Here is an 18,374-nt window from a genome sequence, read left to right as displayed (position 1 = left end):
GGTCCCTGGCCGGCTGCCGCAGCCGTTTTTTTCTTACCCGATCACGGAGCGGATCGCATCACTCAGGTCCCGAAGGCTGAACGGCTTGCGGAGAAAGATCAGCTGATCCGCGGATTCCGGCAGCTGCCTGTGCCACTCCGCATAACCACTGATCAACACGGTCGGGACTGCACCGGCAAGGGTTCTGACCTGCTCCATGACCTCCGTGCCGCTCATCCCCGGCATCGTCAGATCAAGGACGAGGGCTCTGATGTCCTGCTGGTGCCGCTGAAACAGCAACAGGGTTTCGCTGCCGTCCTTCGCCTCGAGGACTTCAAAACCCATGCGCTCGAGCATCTGCTGAGTCACCCAGCGCACCTGTGCTTCATCGTCAGCAAGCAGAACCAGTCCGCTGCCTTGCCACTCGTCCCGACGCAAAACCGGAGGATCGGGACGATCACCGGGTGGCGCTATCGACGGCAGGGTCACTCTGATCCGGGTCCCCTGATCCAGGTCGGTTTCAACCTCGATCCGACCGGAGTGAGCTCGCACGATACCCAGGGTAAGGGAGAGACCCAAGCCGCGGCCGGTGAACTTCGTCGAGAAAAACGGTTCGAACATGCGCTCCCTTGTTGTTTCGTCCATACCGAGGCCGGAGTCCTCGACTTCGAAGAATACGGAGGCATCCGATGGATCTCCCGGGACTACGCCCTGCTCCGCCCCAGGCAGAGGACCGGTCCTGATGGTGATAGCGCCGGGTTTTCCGTTCAGTGCTTCGGAGGCATTGGAGACCAGGTTCAGCAGTATCTGACGGATCTGCGAAGCATCCACCATCACCCACAGCGCATGCGGGGCGAGATCAAGAGTCAACCTGGCCTTTTTCGAGATCGCCGTGTGCATCAGTTCCCTCATCCCTTCGATCAATACGTTGAGATCGACCTCGGCCTTCACCGACCGGCCTTCGCCAGCATAGGTAAGGAGCTGATTCGTCAGTTCCGCGCCACGCTCTGCCGCCGATCTGATGGTGCGCAATTCCTTCTCGATCGAAGCACCCATGAACTGCTTGGACTGCGCGAGATCGGCACTGCCGAAAACCGCCATCAGCAGATTGTTGAAATCGTGAGCAATCCCGCCGGCCATCACACCCAGAGTTTCAAGTTTCTGTGCCTGCCGGACCTCCTCCTGGAGGCGTTCATTGTCTGACTCGGCGTTGCGCAGATCTGTGACATCCCGGATTGTCACGATTCGCCCCAGCACGGCCCCTCGCTCCTGGAGGTCTGTCATCGTGAGATTCAGTACCCGACTCTCCCCGTCCGTTCGCAGATATTCGGCTTCATGATTGCTCAGTGTCTGCTCTATCGGCATACAGACGACAGCCAGTAACGCCGGATCGCTGATGAGATCGGCGACAGGTCGATGAATCATGAGCCGGTCTTCGCAGCGGAACAGCTGATTGGCTGCCGGATTGACGGCTCGGATCAGACCGTCCCGGTCGATGATGATCAGCGCATCGGACATCGTGTTGAGAATCTTCTCAGCCGCGATGTAGGTGGTTATCTCGATCAGATGGAAGCGCAGCGCCCCGAACAGCGTGGCGATGTGCATGACCAATGAGATCAGATAACTGAAGGGGTAGATGGCAATGCCAAAAGCTGGCAGGAAATCCACCATCACTACCGGGGCCAGGGTGTTTCCCAGATAAAGGGCCCTGAGTTTCTGCTGAACAAGTGTCCCTGGCGGATAGCGTTTCATCTGCTGCCGGTAACGCAGGGGTACTTCGATCAGCACCAGGAGGAACCAGGCCATGGGAATCAGGCCCCAGAGGGTATACGACGGATAGGGCCCCCAGGAGTACCGGTACGGTTCGGAAAACAGGAGAGGCGACGTCATACAGAACAGGGTAATCAGGAGGGAGATCCCGTAGTGGGCCAGTATCGCCCGGTCCAGATCACGCTGATCACCGGTAATTGAGACGTGCAGGTGATACACCACAGCAGGCAGCATGCCGACAGCGATCTGGCTGAGGCGCACATAGAATTCGATCGCCTCCGCGGAAGTTGCGGATGCCACTTCGGCCAGACAGAACAGCCACCACGCTACTGCAATACCGAAAATGGCATGCATACGAGCGGCCAGAGAACCCGGATTACGGGAAAAGATCAGAAATCTGGTTAGCAGGGATGCGGCAGCAGCACCCTGGAGCAGCAGGGCATGGACCTCAGGATTGATCACCAGACCTGTCCGCATACTGCAAGCCTGGGCAGCCTGCATTCCGCGGGGAGCGAGGCGGTGTAATCACAGACTCAGATCCGGAGTCGCTGAGCGATCAACGATACATCCACACCCCTGACAGCGACAAGCTGATCTAGAGCGCAGTCTCGTCCCGCCGGCCTCGCCCGCTCGCCTCAGCGGATCGCCCCGTAGATGATGGCCCGCAGCTTGCGGGTCTCATCGATCCCCTCCGCCGGCAGCAGCTGGGTCATGTACACCACGATGATTCGCTCGGCGGGATCCACCCAGTAGACGGTGTGGTAAGCACCACCCCAGCCATATTCACCCACCGAACCGGGAATGCCCCGCGCGCCCAGATCCAGCGTGGTGGAGACTCCCAGACCGAAGCCTTCACCGGGCCTGAACGGGATGTCTCCAAGATGATCGACCGTCATCAGGGCGACGGTCCTGGGGCTGAGAATCTGCACCCCATCGATGCGCCCGCCGTTCTGCAGCATGCGCAGAAAGCGGGCGTAGTCCATGGCGGTGGAGAGCAGACCGGCGCCACCGGAGAAACTGACACGGGGGCCCTCCACATAGGCGCCCTGACCCACCATCGCACTGACCTCGGGGGCGCGCTGGGGGGCGCCACCTTCCTTTCCCGCGGAATACACCACCGCCAGCCGCGCGCGTTTCGCCGTGGGCAGGTAGAAGTGGGTGTCTGTCATACCGATGGGATCGAACAGCGCCTGTTTGAGATACGCATCCAGCGACTCGCCTGAGACGACTTCGATCAGCGCACCGAGGATGTCCGTGGCGTAGCCATAGACGAAAGCGTCTCCAGGCTGGGCGTCCATCGGCAGTGCCGCCATCCGCCGCACCGTCTCCCGGATCGGCTCTTCGCGATGTGCGAAGTACCAGCCCTGAATGCCTGCATCTGCCCACGCCGCGGCGGCAGGTCCGTAGCCATAGCCGATCCCGGCACTGTGGGTGAGGAGATCACGCACGGTAATGGCGCGATTCGCTGGCACGATGAGCGGCTCGCCCGCACCGTCTGCTACGGCAACCGTCGTCTCCTGGAACTCCGGAAGGTACTTTCCGAGCGGATCACCTATCAGCAGTTTTCCTTCTTCCTGCAGCTTCAGCACGGCAACGCTGACAATCGCCTTGGTCTGGGAGGCGATACGGAAGATCGTGTCCCGCTCCATGGGCAGAGCGGCTTCCCGGTCCCGGGCGCCGTGAGCCGTGTGCAGAACGACCCGCCCATCCCGCACGACGAGCAGCACCGCACCCACCAGTTCTTCGCGCTGGATGTAGTCTTCGAGCAGGGCGGGCGCCAGATCCAGTCGTGCGGCCGACATACCCAATCGTCCCGGGCTCGCGGCCGACAGCTCCATCCCCTGCACAGGTGCCGCAACCCAGCTCACCAGTAAACACAGACAGAGTAATCCTGCTCGCATAGTCCCTCCCTGCCACGGGCATTCAGTCGCTACAGGCACACTACACCGCGACCCCCGGCCGCCGCCATCCGCGGTCATCTGCTATCCTCCGCGACCATCGCCCGGATGGTGAAACTGGTAGACACAAGAGACTTAAAATCTCTCGGCCGCAAGGCCGTGCCGGTTCGATTCCGGCTCCGGGCACCAGACATCGCATAAGGAGACCTTCATGGCCTACCGCGCCTTCGCCATCGATCTCGACGGCACCCTGCTCGTCGGCGAGCACGTGCCGGAAGACAACATCACCGCCCTGCGGATGGCCCATGCGGCCGGTTTCCAGATCATGATCGCAACCGCCCGCTGGGTGCAGATGGCACAGCGGGTCGAGGCGGAAATCGGCATCAGGGGCCTGGTGATCGCCTGTTCCGGCGCCCAGGTGCACGACCCTGTCAGTGGCGTGGATGTATTCGATGAGCGCCTGCCTGCAGATTTCGCCGATGCGCTTTTTACCCTCTGCGATGAGGAACGCTGTATCGCAACGGTAACCGTGAGCGATCGGGTGCTGGTGAAGCTGGATGGAGAACCCGACCCCTCCCAGATGCCGGAGGAAATGCACTGGGTCCCTAAACTCAGCGGTGCCGCCCAGAGCCTGCCTCGAGTCGCAGTGATTCAGGGCTCTGCAGCGAACGAGCGGATCCGCCGGGAGCTGAAAGAGAAGTTTCAGGACCGGGTGCTGTTCGTGAACAGTATCGGCCCTACCGGGAAAACCCTGCTCACGCTCACCTCGAAGAAAGGCAGCAAGGGCGATGCGCTGCGCGCAGCCTGCACGCATCTGGGCATCACACCAGCCCAGGTGATCGCCTTCGGGGATTCGGAAAACGACCTGGAGATGTTCCGCGCGGCGGGCGCTTCCGTGGCCATGGGACAGGCCGACGAACATACCAAATCCGTGGCCACACACGTGACCGCGCGCAATGATGAAGCCGGCGTTGCACGGGCGGTCGAGCGCATTCTCGCCACCGGGGCACCCTGATGGAGAGTCAGACCCTCACTGCCAGTGACGGCCACGCTGTGCACTACTACCGCTGGCTGCCGACAGGCGCGGTCAGAGCCACCATCCAGATCGCCCATGGCATGGGTGAACATGCTGCCCGTTACGACTGGGCAGCCGGCCGGCTGAACGCCGCAGGATACGCAGTCTACGCGGACGATCACCGGGGTCACGGACGCTCCGCAGAACTCGGCTTCGGCGACCTCGGCGAGGATGGCTGGAACCGCACCATCGCGGATACCCGGCAGCTTCGCGAACGCATTGCCGGTGAATACCCCGGCAGGCCCCACGCACTGATCGGCCACAGCATGGGTGCGATGCTCACCCAGCAGTACCTGTATCGTCATGGTGGAGATCTGCAGGCGGCGGTGATCTCAGGATCACCCGGTTTCAGCGGCATGCTCAAACTCCTCCTGTCCCAGACCATCGCCCGGATCGAAGCCTGGCGCCTGGGCAGTGAGGGGGAGTCCGAACTCCTGCAGAAGATGCTCTTCGGTGATGCAAACAAGCCGTTCGACGCGCCCGGGGCATCCGGCTTCGAATGGCTGTCCCGGGATGCGGACCAGGTACGGCGTTACGTGGAAGATCCTGCCTGTGGATTTGTGCTGCGCGCGGGCAGTCTCTCCCGCCTCTTCGCTGGCGCCCGGGAAGCGCGCAGCAGGCGCAGGATCGCTGAGATCCCCGCCGATCTGCCCGTCTATGTTTTCTCCGGCGGCGCGGATCCGGTCCACGATTCGGAGAAGGGTCTGGACCGACTCCTGGCACGCTACCGGAAAGTGATCAGAAATCTGGAGTACCGTCTTTACGAAGGCGGCAGACACGAAATGCTCAACGAAACCAACCGGGAAGCTGTGATGGCGGACCTGCTCAGCTGGCTCGAGCAGGCGCTGTTTCCGGCTCTTTCTCAGCCGGAGGGCGCCAGCCCGGCATAGCTGCCTCATCGCCGTAGCGACTCACCCGTTCATGCACGGTATTCAGTGCGTTGTAGATCATGCGGGTGGCATCCGGCACTTCGGTACCTTCCGGAAAGTAGATGGGATCGAGAATGTGTGCACCAACCGGGCCAGGAAAGATCTCTCTGGATCCTTTCGGTCGCAGTTTTCGCAACCCGGTGAGAAAAACAGGTACCACGGGCACGTTCTTCGTCAGCGCCAGAATGGACACACCGTGGCGGAATTTCGCCATACTGCGGCTGGTGGAGCGGGTGCCTTCCGGAAAGATGATCACATTGCAGCCTTTGTCGAGCAGCCACTTCGGATAGTCCAGCGCCTTGGAGCCTCCACCACGCTGAATGGGGAAGGTGCCCATCGCCAGTGACTGATACCAGGGCTGCATCACCAGTTCCTTGCGCCCTTTGATAAACCAGCGGTCGGCGGCAGCACCCGAATACACATTCCAGCGGATGCGTTGCGGCAGAGATGCGTGCAGTACCAGTCCGTCCATATGGCTGGTGTGGTTGGCGACGATGATGCAGGGCCCCTTGATCTGCCGGAATTTTTCCCGGCCGGTGATTGTCAGAGGCTTACAGTAGGGATCAACCCACTGGCTGTACGCGTGGCGACGATAGGCAAGCCGCCCGATTTTGGCCCACCAGGTGATTTGCCAGGGATGTGGCCCCACGGTGCCGGCTTCCTGGGAAATCAGTTTCTCAAACAGGTCCATGTTGATGGTCGGCAGGATCTCGGTATCCGAAGTGGTACCGAACTCCTGAGCCAGAGTGGCCCGGTAGGCTTTGAAATTGTCCGGCGCTTCGAAGACCGTGCACTGATCCCAGTCACCCAGCATGCTGTAGCTGTACAGCACCCTGGCTTCCCAGCGCGCCAGGGCTTCGTGCACGCCGAGCAGTACACGGGGATCTTCTTTCGCTGCCCGCAGGCCATCGGAGTGATAGCGCATGAGCATCACGTAGGTTGGCATGATGCTATGCGCCGCTCGGAGTTTTTCCCTGCAACATGTCGACAAACGCGTCGATGTCCATCGCCGGATAAGTGGTGATCTTGATGGTGCCGCGGGAACCGAGTTCCATGGATATCCGCGACATCACCTCGTTGGTTGGTGCGTCGATGATATTCACGAAGTCGTACCCACCCAGCACGGCGAACTGGTTAATCACCCGTGCACCCATGGATTCCACTTCCTTGTTCACTGCCTTGAGGCGATCGGGTCGCTCTTTGAGTGTCTTGCGCCCTTCGTCCGTGAGCGTGCTCATCATGATATAGATAGCCATGTATCCCCTCCTCCTGTGTGCTTAAGTGTACGCCGCAGGGTGGATTCCGAAACCGTTGAAAGCGGCGTGCAAAGCGCTTAATGTATTGCGCCTTACTTTCTCAATTGCTTCCCCCTCGAATTCTTCCCCTCGAATTCTGCTCTGCTGCGCTATTTTTCCAGCACGTACAGGCCAGGCGCATCCCCGAGCGCGGGAAATTTTTTCGAGCCGAGCTTATTCGGCGCCTTGACCCGCTCCGGGGCACGGGCATTGAGCCAGTCGATCCAGTGGCTGGTCCAGGGACCGTCGTGTTCGATCGCGTTCTGCAGCGCTGCTTCGGCATCCGCCGGAAGGTCCGTCGCAATCCAGTGTTTGAGGTGTCTATTGTCTGCCCGACCACTGATCGTGGAGGTGTGATTCTGGTTGGTGAGCACAAATTCCACCTCCCCGCCGAACAGCTGGGTGCTCCGGTAGCAGGCTTTCCACGGTGTGATGTGATCCGTGCTGCCTGCCATGATGTACACGGGGTATCTGATTCTGCTCAGATCCACCCGCTTGCCGAGCACCCTCATCTCCTTCTTCGCAAGCCGGTTGTACTGGCCCAGATCGAGGAAGTCGCACTGCATCTCCGCCGGTACCCGGGTGTAATCCATCGACCAGAACAGCAGCGGATGCTGCAGCGGACTCTCCCCCAGCAGATAGTTGCTGCGGAAGAAATTCATCACGTTCTCTTCAATCCGCAGCATGGCGAACATTTCGAACACGTCCCGCTCGGAGAATACCCCCCGGCTGCGTACTGCCGCCTTCTGCGCTTCCACGGAGCGCTCGGTAACAAACAGCCCGAACTCACTCTCGCCGGGTCTGGAATCGAGCACATTTACAAACAGTGAGAGGGTCTCAATGGACTCATCTCCCCGGGCCTGCAGTACACCGGCGGCAGCGGTTGAGACCAGTCCACCCGCGCACAGACCCATGAGATGCACTTTCTTCTGCTTGCTGACTTTCTGTATCACTTTGATGGCCTCGATGATGCCATCCGCATAGGTGTCGATATTCCAGTACCGGTGCTCCTTCGTGGGATTGCGCCAGCTGATGGCGAACACCGGAATCCCTGAGTCGAGCAGACGTCGAAACAGGCTGCGGTCCGGTGTCAGGTCTCCCAGATAGAACCGGTTCACCTGGCTGAAAACATAGAGCAGTGGAATCGGTGAAACCTGCCTGGTCGTCGGCCGGTACTGAATCAGCTCGAAGAGCTCATTGCGGAACACCACTGCGCCCGGTGTGGTCGCAACATCTTTGCCAACCACGAACGCCTCGCGATCTGCGACCGCCGGGTAACCATGATTGTGGCGCACATCGTCGACCAGATTACGCAGTCCTTTGAGCAGGCTGCTGCCCCGGGTCTCCCACAGCCGACGCAGCGCTTCCGGATTGCCGAGCAGGGTGTTGACCGGTGCGGCAATGTCCTTGGTGGCATTGAGCACGAACCGCGCGCGCTCCCGATCGATGCCGTCCAGCTCAGAACTGTCAAGCCAGTCGTCGAGGGCCTGTGTCCACGCCCGGTAGGACTGTCCGAGGCGACGGTAGAAGCCATTCTCCCGCCAGGCGGCGTCCTTGAATCGGGTATCTCCGGCATCCAGGACGGTGTCGCTGACGCCGAGCCAGATCCTGCCGAGTTCCCCGCCCAGTCTGCGTCCGGAATCGAGTACCGCGCGCGGCTGCACCGAGGCTTCTTCGATGATTGCCCCCCAGGCATCCACGATCGACCTGGCGTCGACCCCGAATCCACTCGCGGCCGCCGCACCTTCCGTGCGCTCCGCAATCGATTCCGGAAGGACCTCCGGTTTGTTTACTTCGTTCGCCATCACTCTCCCCAGCTGCTGTCGGACTGCCGATTCCCCGGATCTGCCTGCATGATAAACGAGATCCTCCAACCCAAAAGAAAAAGCCCGCGACTCCAGGGGAAATCGCGGGCTATTCAAGGGCCGCTGCAGCAGGGCACAACCGAAGGCTGACCCTGATCGCGGCCTCTTATTAGAGGATTAACCTGATCAGGCGGCGACGGCCTGGGCAACCTTGTTGCGGGCTTCGTCGACGGGGCTTTCGGTGAAAACGCCGCGGACCAGCTCGCCGGTCTGCTCAACCGTGCTGCGCACGATCTCGCCACGTGCCTTGAGGTCTGCCTGCACGCCTTCCCAGAGGCTCTGACCGTAGTCACGCTGCAGTTCGACAAAAGCGCCGACATCACGCACTTCCGGCAGCTTGGCGACGTAGGACTGGTTCAGCTCGAGGTACTTCTTGAAGTTCTCGGCGGACAGCTCAACGATCTTGACCATCGCGCTGTTGTTCATTTCGAACAGGTCACGGGTCAGCTTGGCGGTATTGCGGAGGCCATTTTCCAGTTTGCTCATCTCTAATCTCCTTTAAGTAAGAGTGATTGACAAAATTTTAGATCCAGGCCTTCGCCAGCATTTGGATTCAAGTGAGTCCTGGCGCTGGAATTCGGGGCCGTGTTGCGATGCACAAACGCATTGTGCACCACAGCATTGTGCACTGCAACTATTTTCTGGAAAAAGTTGCAGCCCCCGCTGCAGCGGCCTCAGGCCGCCTGATTCGCCAGTTCTGAGCGCCGCGCTGTGCCGCTGCGCACCTTGCGGATGATGCTCGGAGAACCGGTACCGGCGCGAACTGCCTGCCCGCCGATCGCCATCAGGCGTTCACCGGCACCGAGCAGGTCGTCCCGCAGAATCGATGCGTCCGGCAGCGCTCTGGCACAGCCCGTGATCCCGAAGTACAGGCGTCCCGCGTAGCTCTGTACCGTGATATTCACCGCCTGCCCATGGGCCGGTATCGACACCGGGTAGTGGGTGAGCATGCGCGCCCCGTTGGAATACAGTGGCTGCCGGGGGCCGGGCACATTGGAGATGACCAGGTTGAAGGGTGGTCGCTGTCCGGGAAGATTCACAGCACCACTCGCCTCAGCGAAGCGCGCCAGGCCCTGTAGCAGGGTCGGTAAACCCGGCAGCGCAACGTCCGCATCGAAACTCCTGGCAAGATCCAGGGTGAGTGCTTTGGCCTTCCTTGCCGAGCGGGCAATCCGCCGCAGGCGCTCGAGCGGATCCGCGCTGTCCGTCGCCAGTCCGACCGTCATCAGGGTCACCTGGTTGTTACTGGCGGAATCGTTCGGACGCCGCAGGGAAACGGGGCAGCCGGCCAGCAGTTGCTTATCCGGCAGTTCGCCGAGGCGGGAGAAATAGCGGCGCAGACCGCCTGCACACACCGCCAGGAACGCATCGTTGAGCGTCGCATGGGAGGCCCTGGCCAGCGATTTCAGGTCTGCAATCGACAGGTCCCCGGCAGCGTAGACACGCTTGGAGCCGATCGCATGATTGAATCGGGTGACCGGCGCCTGCTCCGCTGCGGCGCCAAAGCCTTTCCCGGGATCGAAGGCGCGCCGGAAGAGCCGGGCGGCGGTATCCAGACTGGCCAATGCGGCGGCAGGCTGTCTTGTCTGATACTTCAGCAGATTTTCCAGTGCGCCGATTAACAGGCCTGCAGTGCCCGTCCCGCCCGGGACTGGCGTGGTGCCGGCGGGCTCGACCACCCGGGGCAGCGGATCGGTGTCCATGATGGCTTCGATCATGCGCTGACCGGCGACACCGTCTACACAGGCATGGTGGACCCGGTTGTAGTAAGCGATCCGGCCACCCTCGAGTCCGGTGAGTACCCACAGATCCCACAAGGGCTTTGAGCGATCGAGCCGTAATTCGTGTAACCGGGCAATGGTCGCTTCCAGTTGCTCCTGACCGCCGGGTTGCGCCACCGCCAGGGTATGCACGTGATTCTCGAGATCGAACGTCGGATCCTTCACCCATTCAGGGTGGTCCAGTCCGAAGGGCGTCGCCTGCAACCGCATCGTGAAACAGGGGACCAGATGAGCGCGGGAGGCCAGCAGTTGTTTGAGTTCAGCGACGAAGGTATCCGCCCGGACACCCTCCGCCAGTTCAAGTACCTGTACAGAGGCGATGTGCTGCGGAGCACGCTCGGACTCCAGGTAGAGGAAACCGGCATCCAGTGCGCTGAGTTTGTTCATTGGTTCGCTGCTCCTTTCGTCGGGGGACGGGTCGGGTGATGGATCGGATGAATCGCGGATAGCTTCGTCCACGGCACTCACCGAAGGAAAAAGCAATTACTATGCCAGACCAGATATTTAAGTAACTCATTGATATTTATAAATATAATTTCTCACGTCCATATCTGCGCCTGAATCAATCCGGTGCACTTCCTCTAACCTGCGCATTTACTGCATCAGCCTGGTGCATCTCAGTGCCCGTCTTCACAGCTACGCTCCATGGCCATCTTCGCCCCACTGTGTGACAGCCGTGTGAACTTCGCGACCGGCACCGGCCCCATCGAGGCCTGCGGCTGCGGCCGTGGCCGCGGCCGTCGGAATACTGCCCGGATAGTGACGCTGTGCACCAGAACCGCGTGATCGGACTATTGCAGCGCAGCAAAAAGTTTATTGACGGCCTGCAACTTCTCCGCAACACTTCAGTGTCGCTGTGTCGGTGGATGCCGGCTGCGCCTGGAAGAAGCCGTTTTGTACGAAAAGCTGTACCAGAAAGAATTTGCAGAACCGTCGTCCACCGGATCGAGTTCCCATGGACCCTCCACCTGGGATACCGCCACTGAACTGCCCCGTGTCATGCTCGAAATGACCTCACTGACCTATACCTGGCCATTGCTCGGTGCAAGCCCCAGAGGCGACGGCCACACCGTCATGGTCCTGCCCGGATTCACTGCCGGTGACCAGTCCACCCTGGTGCTGCGGCGTCTGCTGCAACAGCGCAACTATCGCTCCCTGCCCTGGATGCTCGGTCAGAACACCGGCAGTTTCGAACTTCAGGACCGCCTCATTACCCGCTTCCAGGCCGTTCTCGCAGAGTCGAACGGCAAGGTCTCACTGATCGGCCAGAGCCTCGGCGGTGTGTTCGCCCGGATTCTGGCGCGCCAGTGGCCGGAACGGATCCGCCAGGTCATTACCCTGGGCAGTCCCTTCGGTTCCAGCGGTCCGGAAACCGTGAACTCTCTCGTCAGCCGCCTGTTTCAGCGGGTCTCCGGCATGAGTCCGGAGGAGATGCGGGATCAGATGCTGGATCTGCGCGCCGAGCCGCTGCCCGTGCCCAGTACGGCCATCTACAGCCGTTCGGATGGAGTGGTCCACTGGTCGACGTGCATCGATCGAAGCGGGACAGAGTCGGAGAATATCGAAGTTGTCGGCAGCCACTCGGGCATGGCATTCAATCCCCTGGTCCTCCACGCCCTGCTCGACCGGCTGGCACAGCGCGACGGCCAGTGGCAGCCATTCAGGCGCAACACCCTGTGTCGTTCGCTGCTGTATCCGGTCCCTGCGAAGCTATAGCGAGGAGCCGTGAGAGAATTCAAGAAATATCCGAACCGACGCCTCTACGATCTGGAAGAGAGCCACTACGTCACAGTCGAAGACGTCCGCCGCCTGATCCTCAAAGGGGACAGCATCCATGTCACCGACAGCAAGGACGGCTCGGACATCACCCGCCAGATCCTGCTGCAGATTCTCTCCGAGCAGGAAGCCGCCGGACACGAACCGGTGCTCACCAACCGGGTCATCGAGCAGATGATCCGTTTCTACGGCGACAATGTGGGTAGCGTGGTCTCACGCTACATCGAGCAGAGCATCCTCATGTTCCTCGAACATCAGGATCAGTTGCGCCGTCGCGTGCGGGAAATGAGCGAACTCAATCCGTTCAATTTCATGCGTCAGGCGATGGAGCGCACCTTCGCAGATCCCCGCCGCAGCAAGAAACAGACTGCAGAGAACGGCGGAGACGACTGAGTCTTCAGTTGTGCCGCGCTGCCAGCGTCCTTGCGACGATCCGATAGACGGCCGAATTGAATCCCAATCCCATGTGTGAGCTCTCCACGACCCGATGGGTGACGTTGGGATTGACCGCATCGACACAGGCCTGCCAGGAAACCACCCCGTCCGTCTTTGAATAGATGGCGGTGATCGGAGTCACGATCTCCCGGCGCTGACGCGCCTGCAGCATCAGGTTGATCTGAGCAGGGGTCAGACCGGTCTGCCGCATCACCATGCTGCCGATGCTCGTACCCTGCACGCCACCCCGCACCGGGCTCCCCAGGGTGATCACCTGGCGGATGAGGTCCGGTCGCTCCCGGGCAATCTCCCTGGACAGGGTTCCACCCCGACTCCACCCCACCAGACTGGGTTGCGCCTGGGATTCTGTCTGTATGGCATCCAGTCTTTCTATCAGAGGACCGAGATAGGCCAGCATTCGACCCCGGTTGACCCCCATACCCCAGGGCGCGACTGAATAACCCAGGCTGCTCAGAAACCGCCTCAACAGCCAGGTGGACGTATCGTCAGCCATGAATCCGGGCAGTACCATCACCGGCCCGCTGCCTTTGGGCAGCTGCAGGCGCAGCATGGGCAGTTGCGCCATGAGCACCGCAGCTTCGGCGGCAACCCGGCCCTCCAGCAGACTGTGCCAGTGCGTCGGCGGCCCGATCTCTTCGCTGTCCATGCGCTCTCCATACAACTGTTCAAACCGCTCAGGGGTCGCGCTCGTTGAGCAACCCCTATAGAATTCGCCGCTCGCCGTTTTGTGCCCGGGATATCTGCTACGGGGCTTTCGGCGAATAACTCTGGCTGAGTGGCAGAGTGGTCATGCAGCGGACTGCAACTCCGCGTACGCCGGTTCGATTCCGACCTCAGCCTCCACTTCCACCGACAATACTTCCGCCCGAATACTTCCGCCCGCCGGCTCGGTGGCGGTGTCGCTTCAGATCCGCACCCGCTGATCGACCTGCTCGCTGTGGCCATCGATGTCATAGGACATCACCACCAGATCGCGGGTGGCGCCTGCGCGATCCTCCACAAAATCAGCCAGCAGGGCCTCGACGACGAAACCCAGACGCTGGAAGGCGGTTCGCGCTCCGCGCTGATCGGCGACCATGTTGGCCATGAGTTTTCTCAGGCCCAACCCCCGGGCAACATCGAATATTTCGCTGATCAGGGATCGGCCGAGCCCGCGTGTGCGGTACTGTGGGCTGACGTTGACCCGTATCTCACCCACCCGGCGCGTCCAGCGGGCGGGAGTGCGATGCACGGTCGCATAACCGATCAGTCCCTCGGCGTCGTATGCCAGGATAGAGCTCGACAGCCCGGATTGCAGATTGGCGACCCATTCATCAACCACCTTCGGCTCGGTGAGGTCGACCCTCAGAAACATGAGGTCCGCTTCGGACAGGCCGTTGGCGAATTGCAGAATCGCATCGCGATCGCCCGCTGTCATGACCCGTAATTCAACTTCCGAGCCATCCGGCAGCCTGATTTTTTTCGGAAACTCGCCCTGTTTTACTGATTCGTTCATCCGGCCTCCCTAAATGGCTCTCTCTGCAGCAGACGCGGCGGTGTGCGCACGCGCAGCCTCGAGCAGGTCGTGGTAGGCACTCTCCACCGCCGCCGTCATCCGCTCCAGATCAGGCAGAAGCCGACGTTCCGCCGTGAATCCGAAGAGCATTTTCTGGTTGTAGCTGTTGACCGCCACACCGTAGCCGAGCGTGCCACCGAGCATCATGATGCCGGTCATCTCCAGTACCTCGTGTCCGGCTATGTACTGGGGCACCTGCACACCCGGCACATTCGTACAGGTGAAGTTGATGCCGTAAAACGGCGGACGTGGACCCGTCTGAGGCGGGATCGGCGGTGGATTGCGGGCCAGCCAGGCGGTTGGATCGAACGTTGTCCCCACCAGCTGCAGCGGTGCCATGAGGGTGGGTGGCAGATTGAACCCGCTCTCCTGCATGAGCGTTACCGCCTGGGCTTCCTGAGCGTCTTTGATCCGGGTGGTTTCTGCGATCACCGCAGACAGCCGCTCGACCACAGGCAACGACCAGGCCGGAAATCTGGGGAACATCGCGGACACCCGATTCCCCAGGGCACCGGCGTCACCTTCGGTTCTCACATTCACCGGACACATCAGCCGCAGAAACTGATTGGCCGTGCTCTCATCGTGAGACTCGAGGTAGCGCGCCGCCCCTTCGGTGACTGTCGTGAGCACCACGTCGTTTACCGTGCCACCGAAGGCACGACGAATCTCCCGCAGCTCTGCGAAATCCCGGACAAACCAGCGCAGCCGGCGCTTCGGACCAACAAAACTGGCGTTCCAGGGCGCAGTGATCGCGGGCTCGGTCACAAACCGCGACATGGTCTCCACGCCGCGCTGCAAAAGCGCAGCGCTTTCCCCGTCCCGCTGCAGAATCCGCAGCGGACTGCGCCGGGTGAAGGACTCCGCACTCTCCCGCATCGCTTCCGTGGCGAGCTCGAGGGCGCTGGGCAGAGGCGCAGGTTGCCAGGGCTCGGACGGCGGGGCTGGTGCCGGTGCATCGGGCTGAAAGTCGTAGAGAATTGTTGAAAGATGCACTGCCGATGCACCATCGATCAGCGCATGGTGAATCTGTGCGAGCAGCAGGGTCCGATCAGGCACCCCGGAAACCACCACATATTTCCAGAGTGGCCGGTTGCGATCCATGAGCCCTTCGTTGAGTTCGACCACGGCGTCTATCGCATCTTCCATCGGGGTGCCTTGCGGCAGCTTGTGCGGCACGATGTGGTTGCGCAGATCGAAATCCGGATCGTCCACCCATTTCGGGTGAGCGAAGTTCATGGGCACCCAGGCCAGTCGCTTGCGAAAGCTGGGTACCAGGTGCAGGCGGGACTCGATATGCTGGTAAACGCGCTCGAAGGGCAGCACTCCGTCGATCACGGAGATGCTCGCGGTCTGCATCGGGCCGCTGGCTGTCTCAGAGTAAAGAAAACCGGAATCGCTTTCCGTCAGTCGCATCTCTCGACACCCTCCCCCGTCAGTGTCAAGCCGCAAAGGCTCTGCCGAATCACCGTACGCCGATCGGGTCGTCGAAGTAAAGCCCTGTGCGGAGACCCGTTGCGTTACTGGGTCAGGCCCTGCTTCAAAGCGGGCCAGGCTGCCCGAAGATAGGCGATCATCGAAATGAAGGTCATGATCGCAGCCACATAGAGGAGCACATAGCCGATCATCACCCATGGCCGTTCGAGAACCGGAGGATTGGCGAGCAGGACCACGATGGCGATCATCTGTGCGGTGGTTTTCAATCTTCCGATCCAGGTTACCGCCACCACGCCGCGCCGGTTCATCTCCGCCATCCACTCGCGAAGCGCGCTGATCACAATCTCCCTGCCGATGATGACCAGAGCAGGCAGCGTGAGCCACAGTGAAGCGTGATGTCCGATGAGAATCGCAAGGGCAGCGACCACAATCAGCTTGTCTGCGACTGGATCGAGAAAAGCACCGAAGGGTGTCGTCTGCTCCAGACGGCGGGCCAGATATCCGTCCAGCCAGTCCGTGAAGGCGGCGAGCCCGAAAAGCACGGCGGCAATCAGATAGGTCCCGGGACCGGGCAGGATGTAGACCAGCACGAATACCGGGATCAGCAGAATGCGGATCAATGTCAGGAAATTGGGGAGATTCATTGCCTCGATGCTTAACTGCCGTGTTCGAGCCTGGTGGATCTTAACCCAGTTCAGGAGCCATGCAGAGCAGCGTAAATGTCATCGGCCAGCTTCTGACTGATTCCGCTGACCTTGGCCAGTTCCTCGCGACTGGCGCCTTTCACCGCGCGGACTCCGCCGAAGTGCGCCAGCAGTTCACGTCTCCGTTTTGGACCCACTCCCGCTATGTCATCCAGTTCGGAGCGGTTTCTGCGCTTCTGTCGGCGCTGGCGATGGCCGGTGATCGCAAACCGGTGTGCCTCGTCCCGGATGTGCTGCAGCAGGTGCATGGCAGCACCCTGTGAGGGCAGCAGGACTTCCTGGTCCCTGGAGAAATAGCGTTCGAGATCGGGGCGCCTCGCCGGTCCCTTGGCAATCCCCAGCAGCTCCACATCGTCGACCTGCAGCTCTTCGAGAACCTGGCGCGCCCTGCCCAGCTGGCCCTTGCCGCCGTCGATGATGAGGATATCCGGCAGTTTGCCTTCCCCCTGCTTGAGGCGGGTATAGCGCCGGCGCAGGGCCTGCTCCATCGCTGCGTAGTCATCACCGGGGGTGACGTCCTCTATATTGAAGCGCCGGTAGTCCGACTTGAGAGGGCCCTGGGTATCGAACACCACGCAGGAGGCCACGGTTGCTTCCCCCATGGTGTGGCTGATGTCGAAACACTCCAGACGCGCAGGCACATCTTCGAGGCCGAGGGCCTCCTGCAGCGCAACGAACCGCGCATAGACGTTGCGCCGGTCTGCAACATAGGCATTGGCGCTGTGTCCGGCATTTTCCAGTGCGAGACTCAGCCAGCGGGCGCGCTGGCCCCGTACCTGATCGACCACCTCGACTTTGCGTCCCGCCAGCTCTCCGAGCGCCTCGGAGAGCACTTCGGCCCCGTCCACCGCCACGGAGGTAATCACCGAGCGGGGATAATCCCGCTCGCTGCTGCCCAGGTAATACTGGGAAAGGAAAGCACCCAGAAGTTCTGTGTCGGCAAGGCCGAGTTCGTTTTTCGGAAACCAGGTGCGCTGACCGAGCATGCGGCCGCTGCGGAAAAAAAGCGCCTGTACACAGCAGGTGCCCGATGACTCGGTCAGCGCAAAAACATCCACATCCCCTTCCGCGGCGTGCACGTACTGCTGCTCCTGAACTCTGCGCAGCTGGGCGATCTGATCCCGATACCGTGCGGCACGTTCGAACTCGAGCTCACGGGCAGCCTCATCCATACGCCGCTGGTAGTGTTCCACCACCGCCTGGCTGCGCCCTTCGAGAAACATCACCGCGAGCGAGACGTCTTCCTGGTAGTCGGCAGCTTCGACCAGCCCCACACAGGGACCGCTGCAGCGCTGAATCTGATACTGCAGACAGGGTCGCGAACGGTTCCTGAAAAACGAATCCTCGCAGTGCCGGAGTCGGAACAGTTTCTGCAGGATGTTGATGCTCTCGCGCACCGCACTTGCCGAGGGAAAGGGTCCGAAGTAGCGGCCCGTTTTCCGTTTCGCTCCTCTATGGAAAGTGAGACGCGGAAAGTCTTCCTTGTCCGTGAGGTAGATGAAAGGATAGGACTTGTCGTCCCGCAGCACGACGTTGTAAGGCGGCCGTTCCTTCTTGATCAGGCTCTGTTCGAGCAGCAGCGCCTCGGTCTCGCTGTTGGTAACCGTGATTTCTATGTCTGCAATCCGACTGACCAGCGCCATCGTCCTGCCGGCCAGACCCGCAGCGCGGAAATAGCTGCTCACCCGGCGCTTCAGATTGCGCGCCTTGCCGACATAGAGGGCCTTGCCCTCGGCGTCGAGCATCCGGTATACGCCCGGCCTGCTGGTCAGGCTGGCAAGAAAACCCTGGTGGTCGAAGACATCCATGCGGCGATTGGCAACCGGTTGGCAGAAGCGCACCTACTATAGTGAGCGC

Annotated in this window: 16 protein-coding genes and 2 tRNA genes; 6 read left to right on the top strand and 12 right to left on the bottom strand. The window is 61.0% G+C overall.

The genetic code is table 11. From position 1 onward, the window contains the following. Positions 1 to 33: 33 nt before the first annotated feature. Both R3E82_05085 and R3E82_05080 read right to left on the bottom strand, forming a co-directional pair. The gene (locus R3E82_05085; protein ID MEZ5550241.1) at positions 34 to 2,226 is read right to left on the bottom strand and encodes an ATP-binding protein; all 2,193 of its coding nucleotides are present in this window, start codon (positions 2,224 to 2,226) and stop codon (positions 34 to 36) included. A gap of 158 nt (positions 2,227 to 2,384) precedes the next feature. Next, positions 2,385 to 3,551 (bottom strand): serine hydrolase domain-containing protein, encoded by a 1,167-nt coding sequence (locus R3E82_05080; protein MEZ5550240.1) that lies wholly within the window; start codon positions 3,549 to 3,551, stop codon positions 2,385 to 2,387. A gap of 198 nt (positions 3,552 to 3,749) precedes the next feature. Between R3E82_05080 and R3E82_05075 the strand changes: the two genes are divergently transcribed. The 3 genes from R3E82_05075 (at position 3,750) to R3E82_05065 (ending at position 5,612) form a co-directional block, all read left to right on the top strand. Continuing rightward, positions 3,750 to 3,836 (top strand) — tRNA-Leu (locus tag R3E82_05075). Positions 3,837 to 3,858: 22 nt separating this feature from the next. Next, positions 3,859 to 4,662 (top strand): Cof-type HAD-IIB family hydrolase, encoded by an 804-nt coding sequence (locus R3E82_05070; GenBank protein MEZ5550239.1) that lies wholly within the window; start codon positions 3,859 to 3,861, stop codon positions 4,660 to 4,662. Next, entirely contained in the window at positions 4,662 to 5,612 is a 951-nt protein-coding gene (locus R3E82_05065) for an alpha/beta hydrolase (protein ID MEZ5550238.1), read from the top strand. The genes R3E82_05070 and R3E82_05065 overlap by 1 nt, the downstream gene beginning before the upstream one ends. Here R3E82_05065 and R3E82_05060 read toward each other — a convergent pair. The 5 genes from R3E82_05060 to R3E82_05040 all read right to left on the bottom strand — a co-directional run bounded on the left by R3E82_05060 (position 5,548) and on the right by R3E82_05040 (position 10,979). After that, complete coding sequence (locus R3E82_05060) at positions 5,548 to 6,597, bottom strand: 1-acyl-sn-glycerol-3-phosphate acyltransferase (GenBank protein MEZ5550237.1); 1,050 nt, start codon at positions 6,595 to 6,597, stop codon at positions 5,548 to 5,550. The two genes, R3E82_05065 and R3E82_05060, sit on opposite strands and share 65 nt — an antisense overlap. Positions 6,598 to 6,601: 4 nt before the next feature. Then, positions 6,602 to 6,907, bottom strand: coding sequence for a GYD domain-containing protein (locus tag R3E82_05055; protein MEZ5550236.1), 306 nt, complete (start codon positions 6,905 to 6,907; stop codon positions 6,602 to 6,604). 149 nt (positions 6,908 to 7,056) lie between these two features. Continuing rightward, complete coding sequence (locus R3E82_05050; GenBank protein ID MEZ5550235.1) at positions 7,057 to 8,751, bottom strand: alpha/beta hydrolase; 1,695 nt, start codon at positions 8,749 to 8,751, stop codon at positions 7,057 to 7,059. 186 nt (positions 8,752 to 8,937) lie between these two features. Further along, positions 8,938 to 9,297, bottom strand: a complete 360-nt coding sequence (locus R3E82_05045) for a phasin family protein (protein MEZ5550234.1) — start codon at positions 9,295 to 9,297, stop codon at positions 8,938 to 8,940. A 188-nt stretch (positions 9,298 to 9,485) separates the two neighbouring features. Next, the gene (locus R3E82_05040) at positions 9,486 to 10,979 is read right to left on the bottom strand and encodes a wax ester/triacylglycerol synthase family O-acyltransferase (GenBank protein MEZ5550233.1); all 1,494 of its coding nucleotides are present in this window, start codon (positions 10,977 to 10,979) and stop codon (positions 9,486 to 9,488) included. 507 nt (positions 10,980 to 11,486) lie between these two features. On the opposite strand from R3E82_05040, the gene R3E82_05035 reads away from it, so the two are divergent. Together R3E82_05035 and phaR are read left to right on the top strand one after the other, a co-directional pair. Beyond that, the gene (locus R3E82_05035; GenBank protein ID MEZ5550232.1) at positions 11,487 to 12,308 is read left to right on the top strand and encodes an esterase; all 822 of its coding nucleotides are present in this window, start codon (positions 11,487 to 11,489) and stop codon (positions 12,306 to 12,308) included. A gap of 9 nt (positions 12,309 to 12,317) precedes the next feature. After that, complete coding sequence (gene phaR / locus R3E82_05030) at positions 12,318 to 12,761, top strand: polyhydroxyalkanoate synthesis repressor PhaR (GenBank protein MEZ5550231.1); 444 nt, start codon at positions 12,318 to 12,320, stop codon at positions 12,759 to 12,761. 4 nt (positions 12,762 to 12,765) lie between these two features. Here the strand turns inward: phaR and R3E82_05025 are convergent, their stop codons facing one another. Then, positions 12,766 to 13,470: an alpha/beta hydrolase gene (locus R3E82_05025; GenBank protein ID MEZ5550230.1), complete on the bottom strand. Its 705-nt coding sequence runs from the start codon at positions 13,468 to 13,470 to the stop codon at positions 12,766 to 12,768. A 123-nt stretch (positions 13,471 to 13,593) separates the two neighbouring features. Here R3E82_05025 and R3E82_05020 point away from each other — a divergent pair. Next, positions 13,594 to 13,667 (top strand) — tRNA-Cys (locus tag R3E82_05020). A gap of 61 nt (positions 13,668 to 13,728) precedes the next feature. Here the strand turns inward: R3E82_05020 and R3E82_05015 are convergent. The 4 genes from R3E82_05015 to uvrC form a co-directional block, all read right to left on the bottom strand. Next, a complete protein-coding gene (locus R3E82_05015; protein MEZ5550229.1) occupies positions 13,729 to 14,319 on the bottom strand; it encodes a GNAT family protein in 591 nt (196 codons plus the stop codon). Between the two features lie 9 nt (positions 14,320 to 14,328). After that, positions 14,329 to 15,792, bottom strand: coding sequence for a wax ester/triacylglycerol synthase family O-acyltransferase (locus R3E82_05010; protein ID MEZ5550228.1), 1,464 nt, complete (start codon positions 15,790 to 15,792; stop codon positions 14,329 to 14,331). Between the two features lie 104 nt (positions 15,793 to 15,896). After that, positions 15,897 to 16,457 carry a CDP-diacylglycerol--glycerol-3-phosphate 3-phosphatidyltransferase gene (gene pgsA / locus R3E82_05005; protein ID MEZ5550227.1) on the bottom strand — a complete coding sequence of 187 codons (561 nt, stop codon included), beginning with the start codon at positions 16,455 to 16,457 and terminating at the stop codon, positions 15,897 to 15,899. A gap of 50 nt (positions 16,458 to 16,507) precedes the next feature. Next, complete coding sequence (gene uvrC / locus R3E82_05000) at positions 16,508 to 18,325, bottom strand: excinuclease ABC subunit UvrC (GenBank protein ID MEZ5550226.1); 1,818 nt, start codon at positions 18,323 to 18,325, stop codon at positions 16,508 to 16,510. Positions 18,326 to 18,374: the final 49 nt, after the last annotated feature.

Source organism: Pseudomonadales bacterium, from assembly GCA_041395945.1.
Lineage (GTDB): Bacteria > Pseudomonadota > Gammaproteobacteria > Pseudomonadales > Azotimanducaceae > SZUA-309.
The sequence above is the reverse complement of the archived record's forward strand: the minus strand, read 5'-3'. Positions and strand labels throughout refer to the sequence as shown.

Bases quoted from the DNA above. Each gene is read 5' to 3' on its own strand.
- R3E82_05085 (MEZ5550241.1), bottom strand. From the start codon at position 2,226: ATGCGGACAGGTCTGGTGATCAATCCTGAGGTCCATGCCCTGCTGCTC.
- R3E82_05080 (MEZ5550240.1), bottom strand. From the start codon at position 3,551: ATGTCGGCCGCACGACTGGATCTGGCGCCCGCCCTGCTCGAAGACTAC.
- R3E82_05070 (MEZ5550239.1), top strand. From the start codon at position 3,859: ATGGCCTACCGCGCCTTCGCCATCGATCTCGACGGCACCCTGCTCGTC.
- R3E82_05065 (MEZ5550238.1), top strand. From the start codon at position 4,662: ATGGAGAGTCAGACCCTCACTGCCAGTGACGGCCACGCTGTGCACTAC.
- R3E82_05060 (MEZ5550237.1), bottom strand. From the start codon at position 6,597: ATGCCAACCTACGTGATGCTCATGCGCTATCACTCCGATGGCCTGCGG.
- R3E82_05055 (MEZ5550236.1), bottom strand. From the start codon at position 6,907: ATGGCTATCTATATCATGATGAGCACGCTCACGGACGAAGGGCGCAAG.
- R3E82_05050 (MEZ5550235.1), bottom strand. From the start codon at position 8,751: ATGGCGAACGAAGTAAACAAACCGGAGGTCCTTCCGGAATCGATTGCG.
- R3E82_05045 (MEZ5550234.1), bottom strand. From the start codon at position 9,297: ATGAGCAAACTGGAAAATGGCCTCCGCAATACCGCCAAGCTGACCCGT.
- R3E82_05040 (MEZ5550233.1), bottom strand. From the start codon at position 10,979: ATGAACAAACTCAGCGCACTGGATGCCGGTTTCCTCTACCTGGAGTCC.
- R3E82_05025 (MEZ5550230.1), bottom strand. From the start codon at position 13,470: ATGGACAGCGAAGAGATCGGGCCGCCGACGCACTGGCACAGTCTGCTG.
- R3E82_05015 (MEZ5550229.1), bottom strand. From the start codon at position 14,319: ATGAACGAATCAGTAAAACAGGGCGAGTTTCCGAAAAAAATCAGGCTG.
- R3E82_05010 (MEZ5550228.1), bottom strand. From the start codon at position 15,792: ATGCGACTGACGGAAAGCGATTCCGGTTTTCTTTACTCTGAGACAGCC.
- pgsA (MEZ5550227.1), bottom strand. From the start codon at position 16,457: ATGAATCTCCCCAATTTCCTGACATTGATCCGCATTCTGCTGATCCCG.
- uvrC (MEZ5550226.1), bottom strand. From the start codon at position 18,325: ATGGATGTCTTCGACCACCAGGGTTTTCTTGCCAGCCTGACCAGCAGG.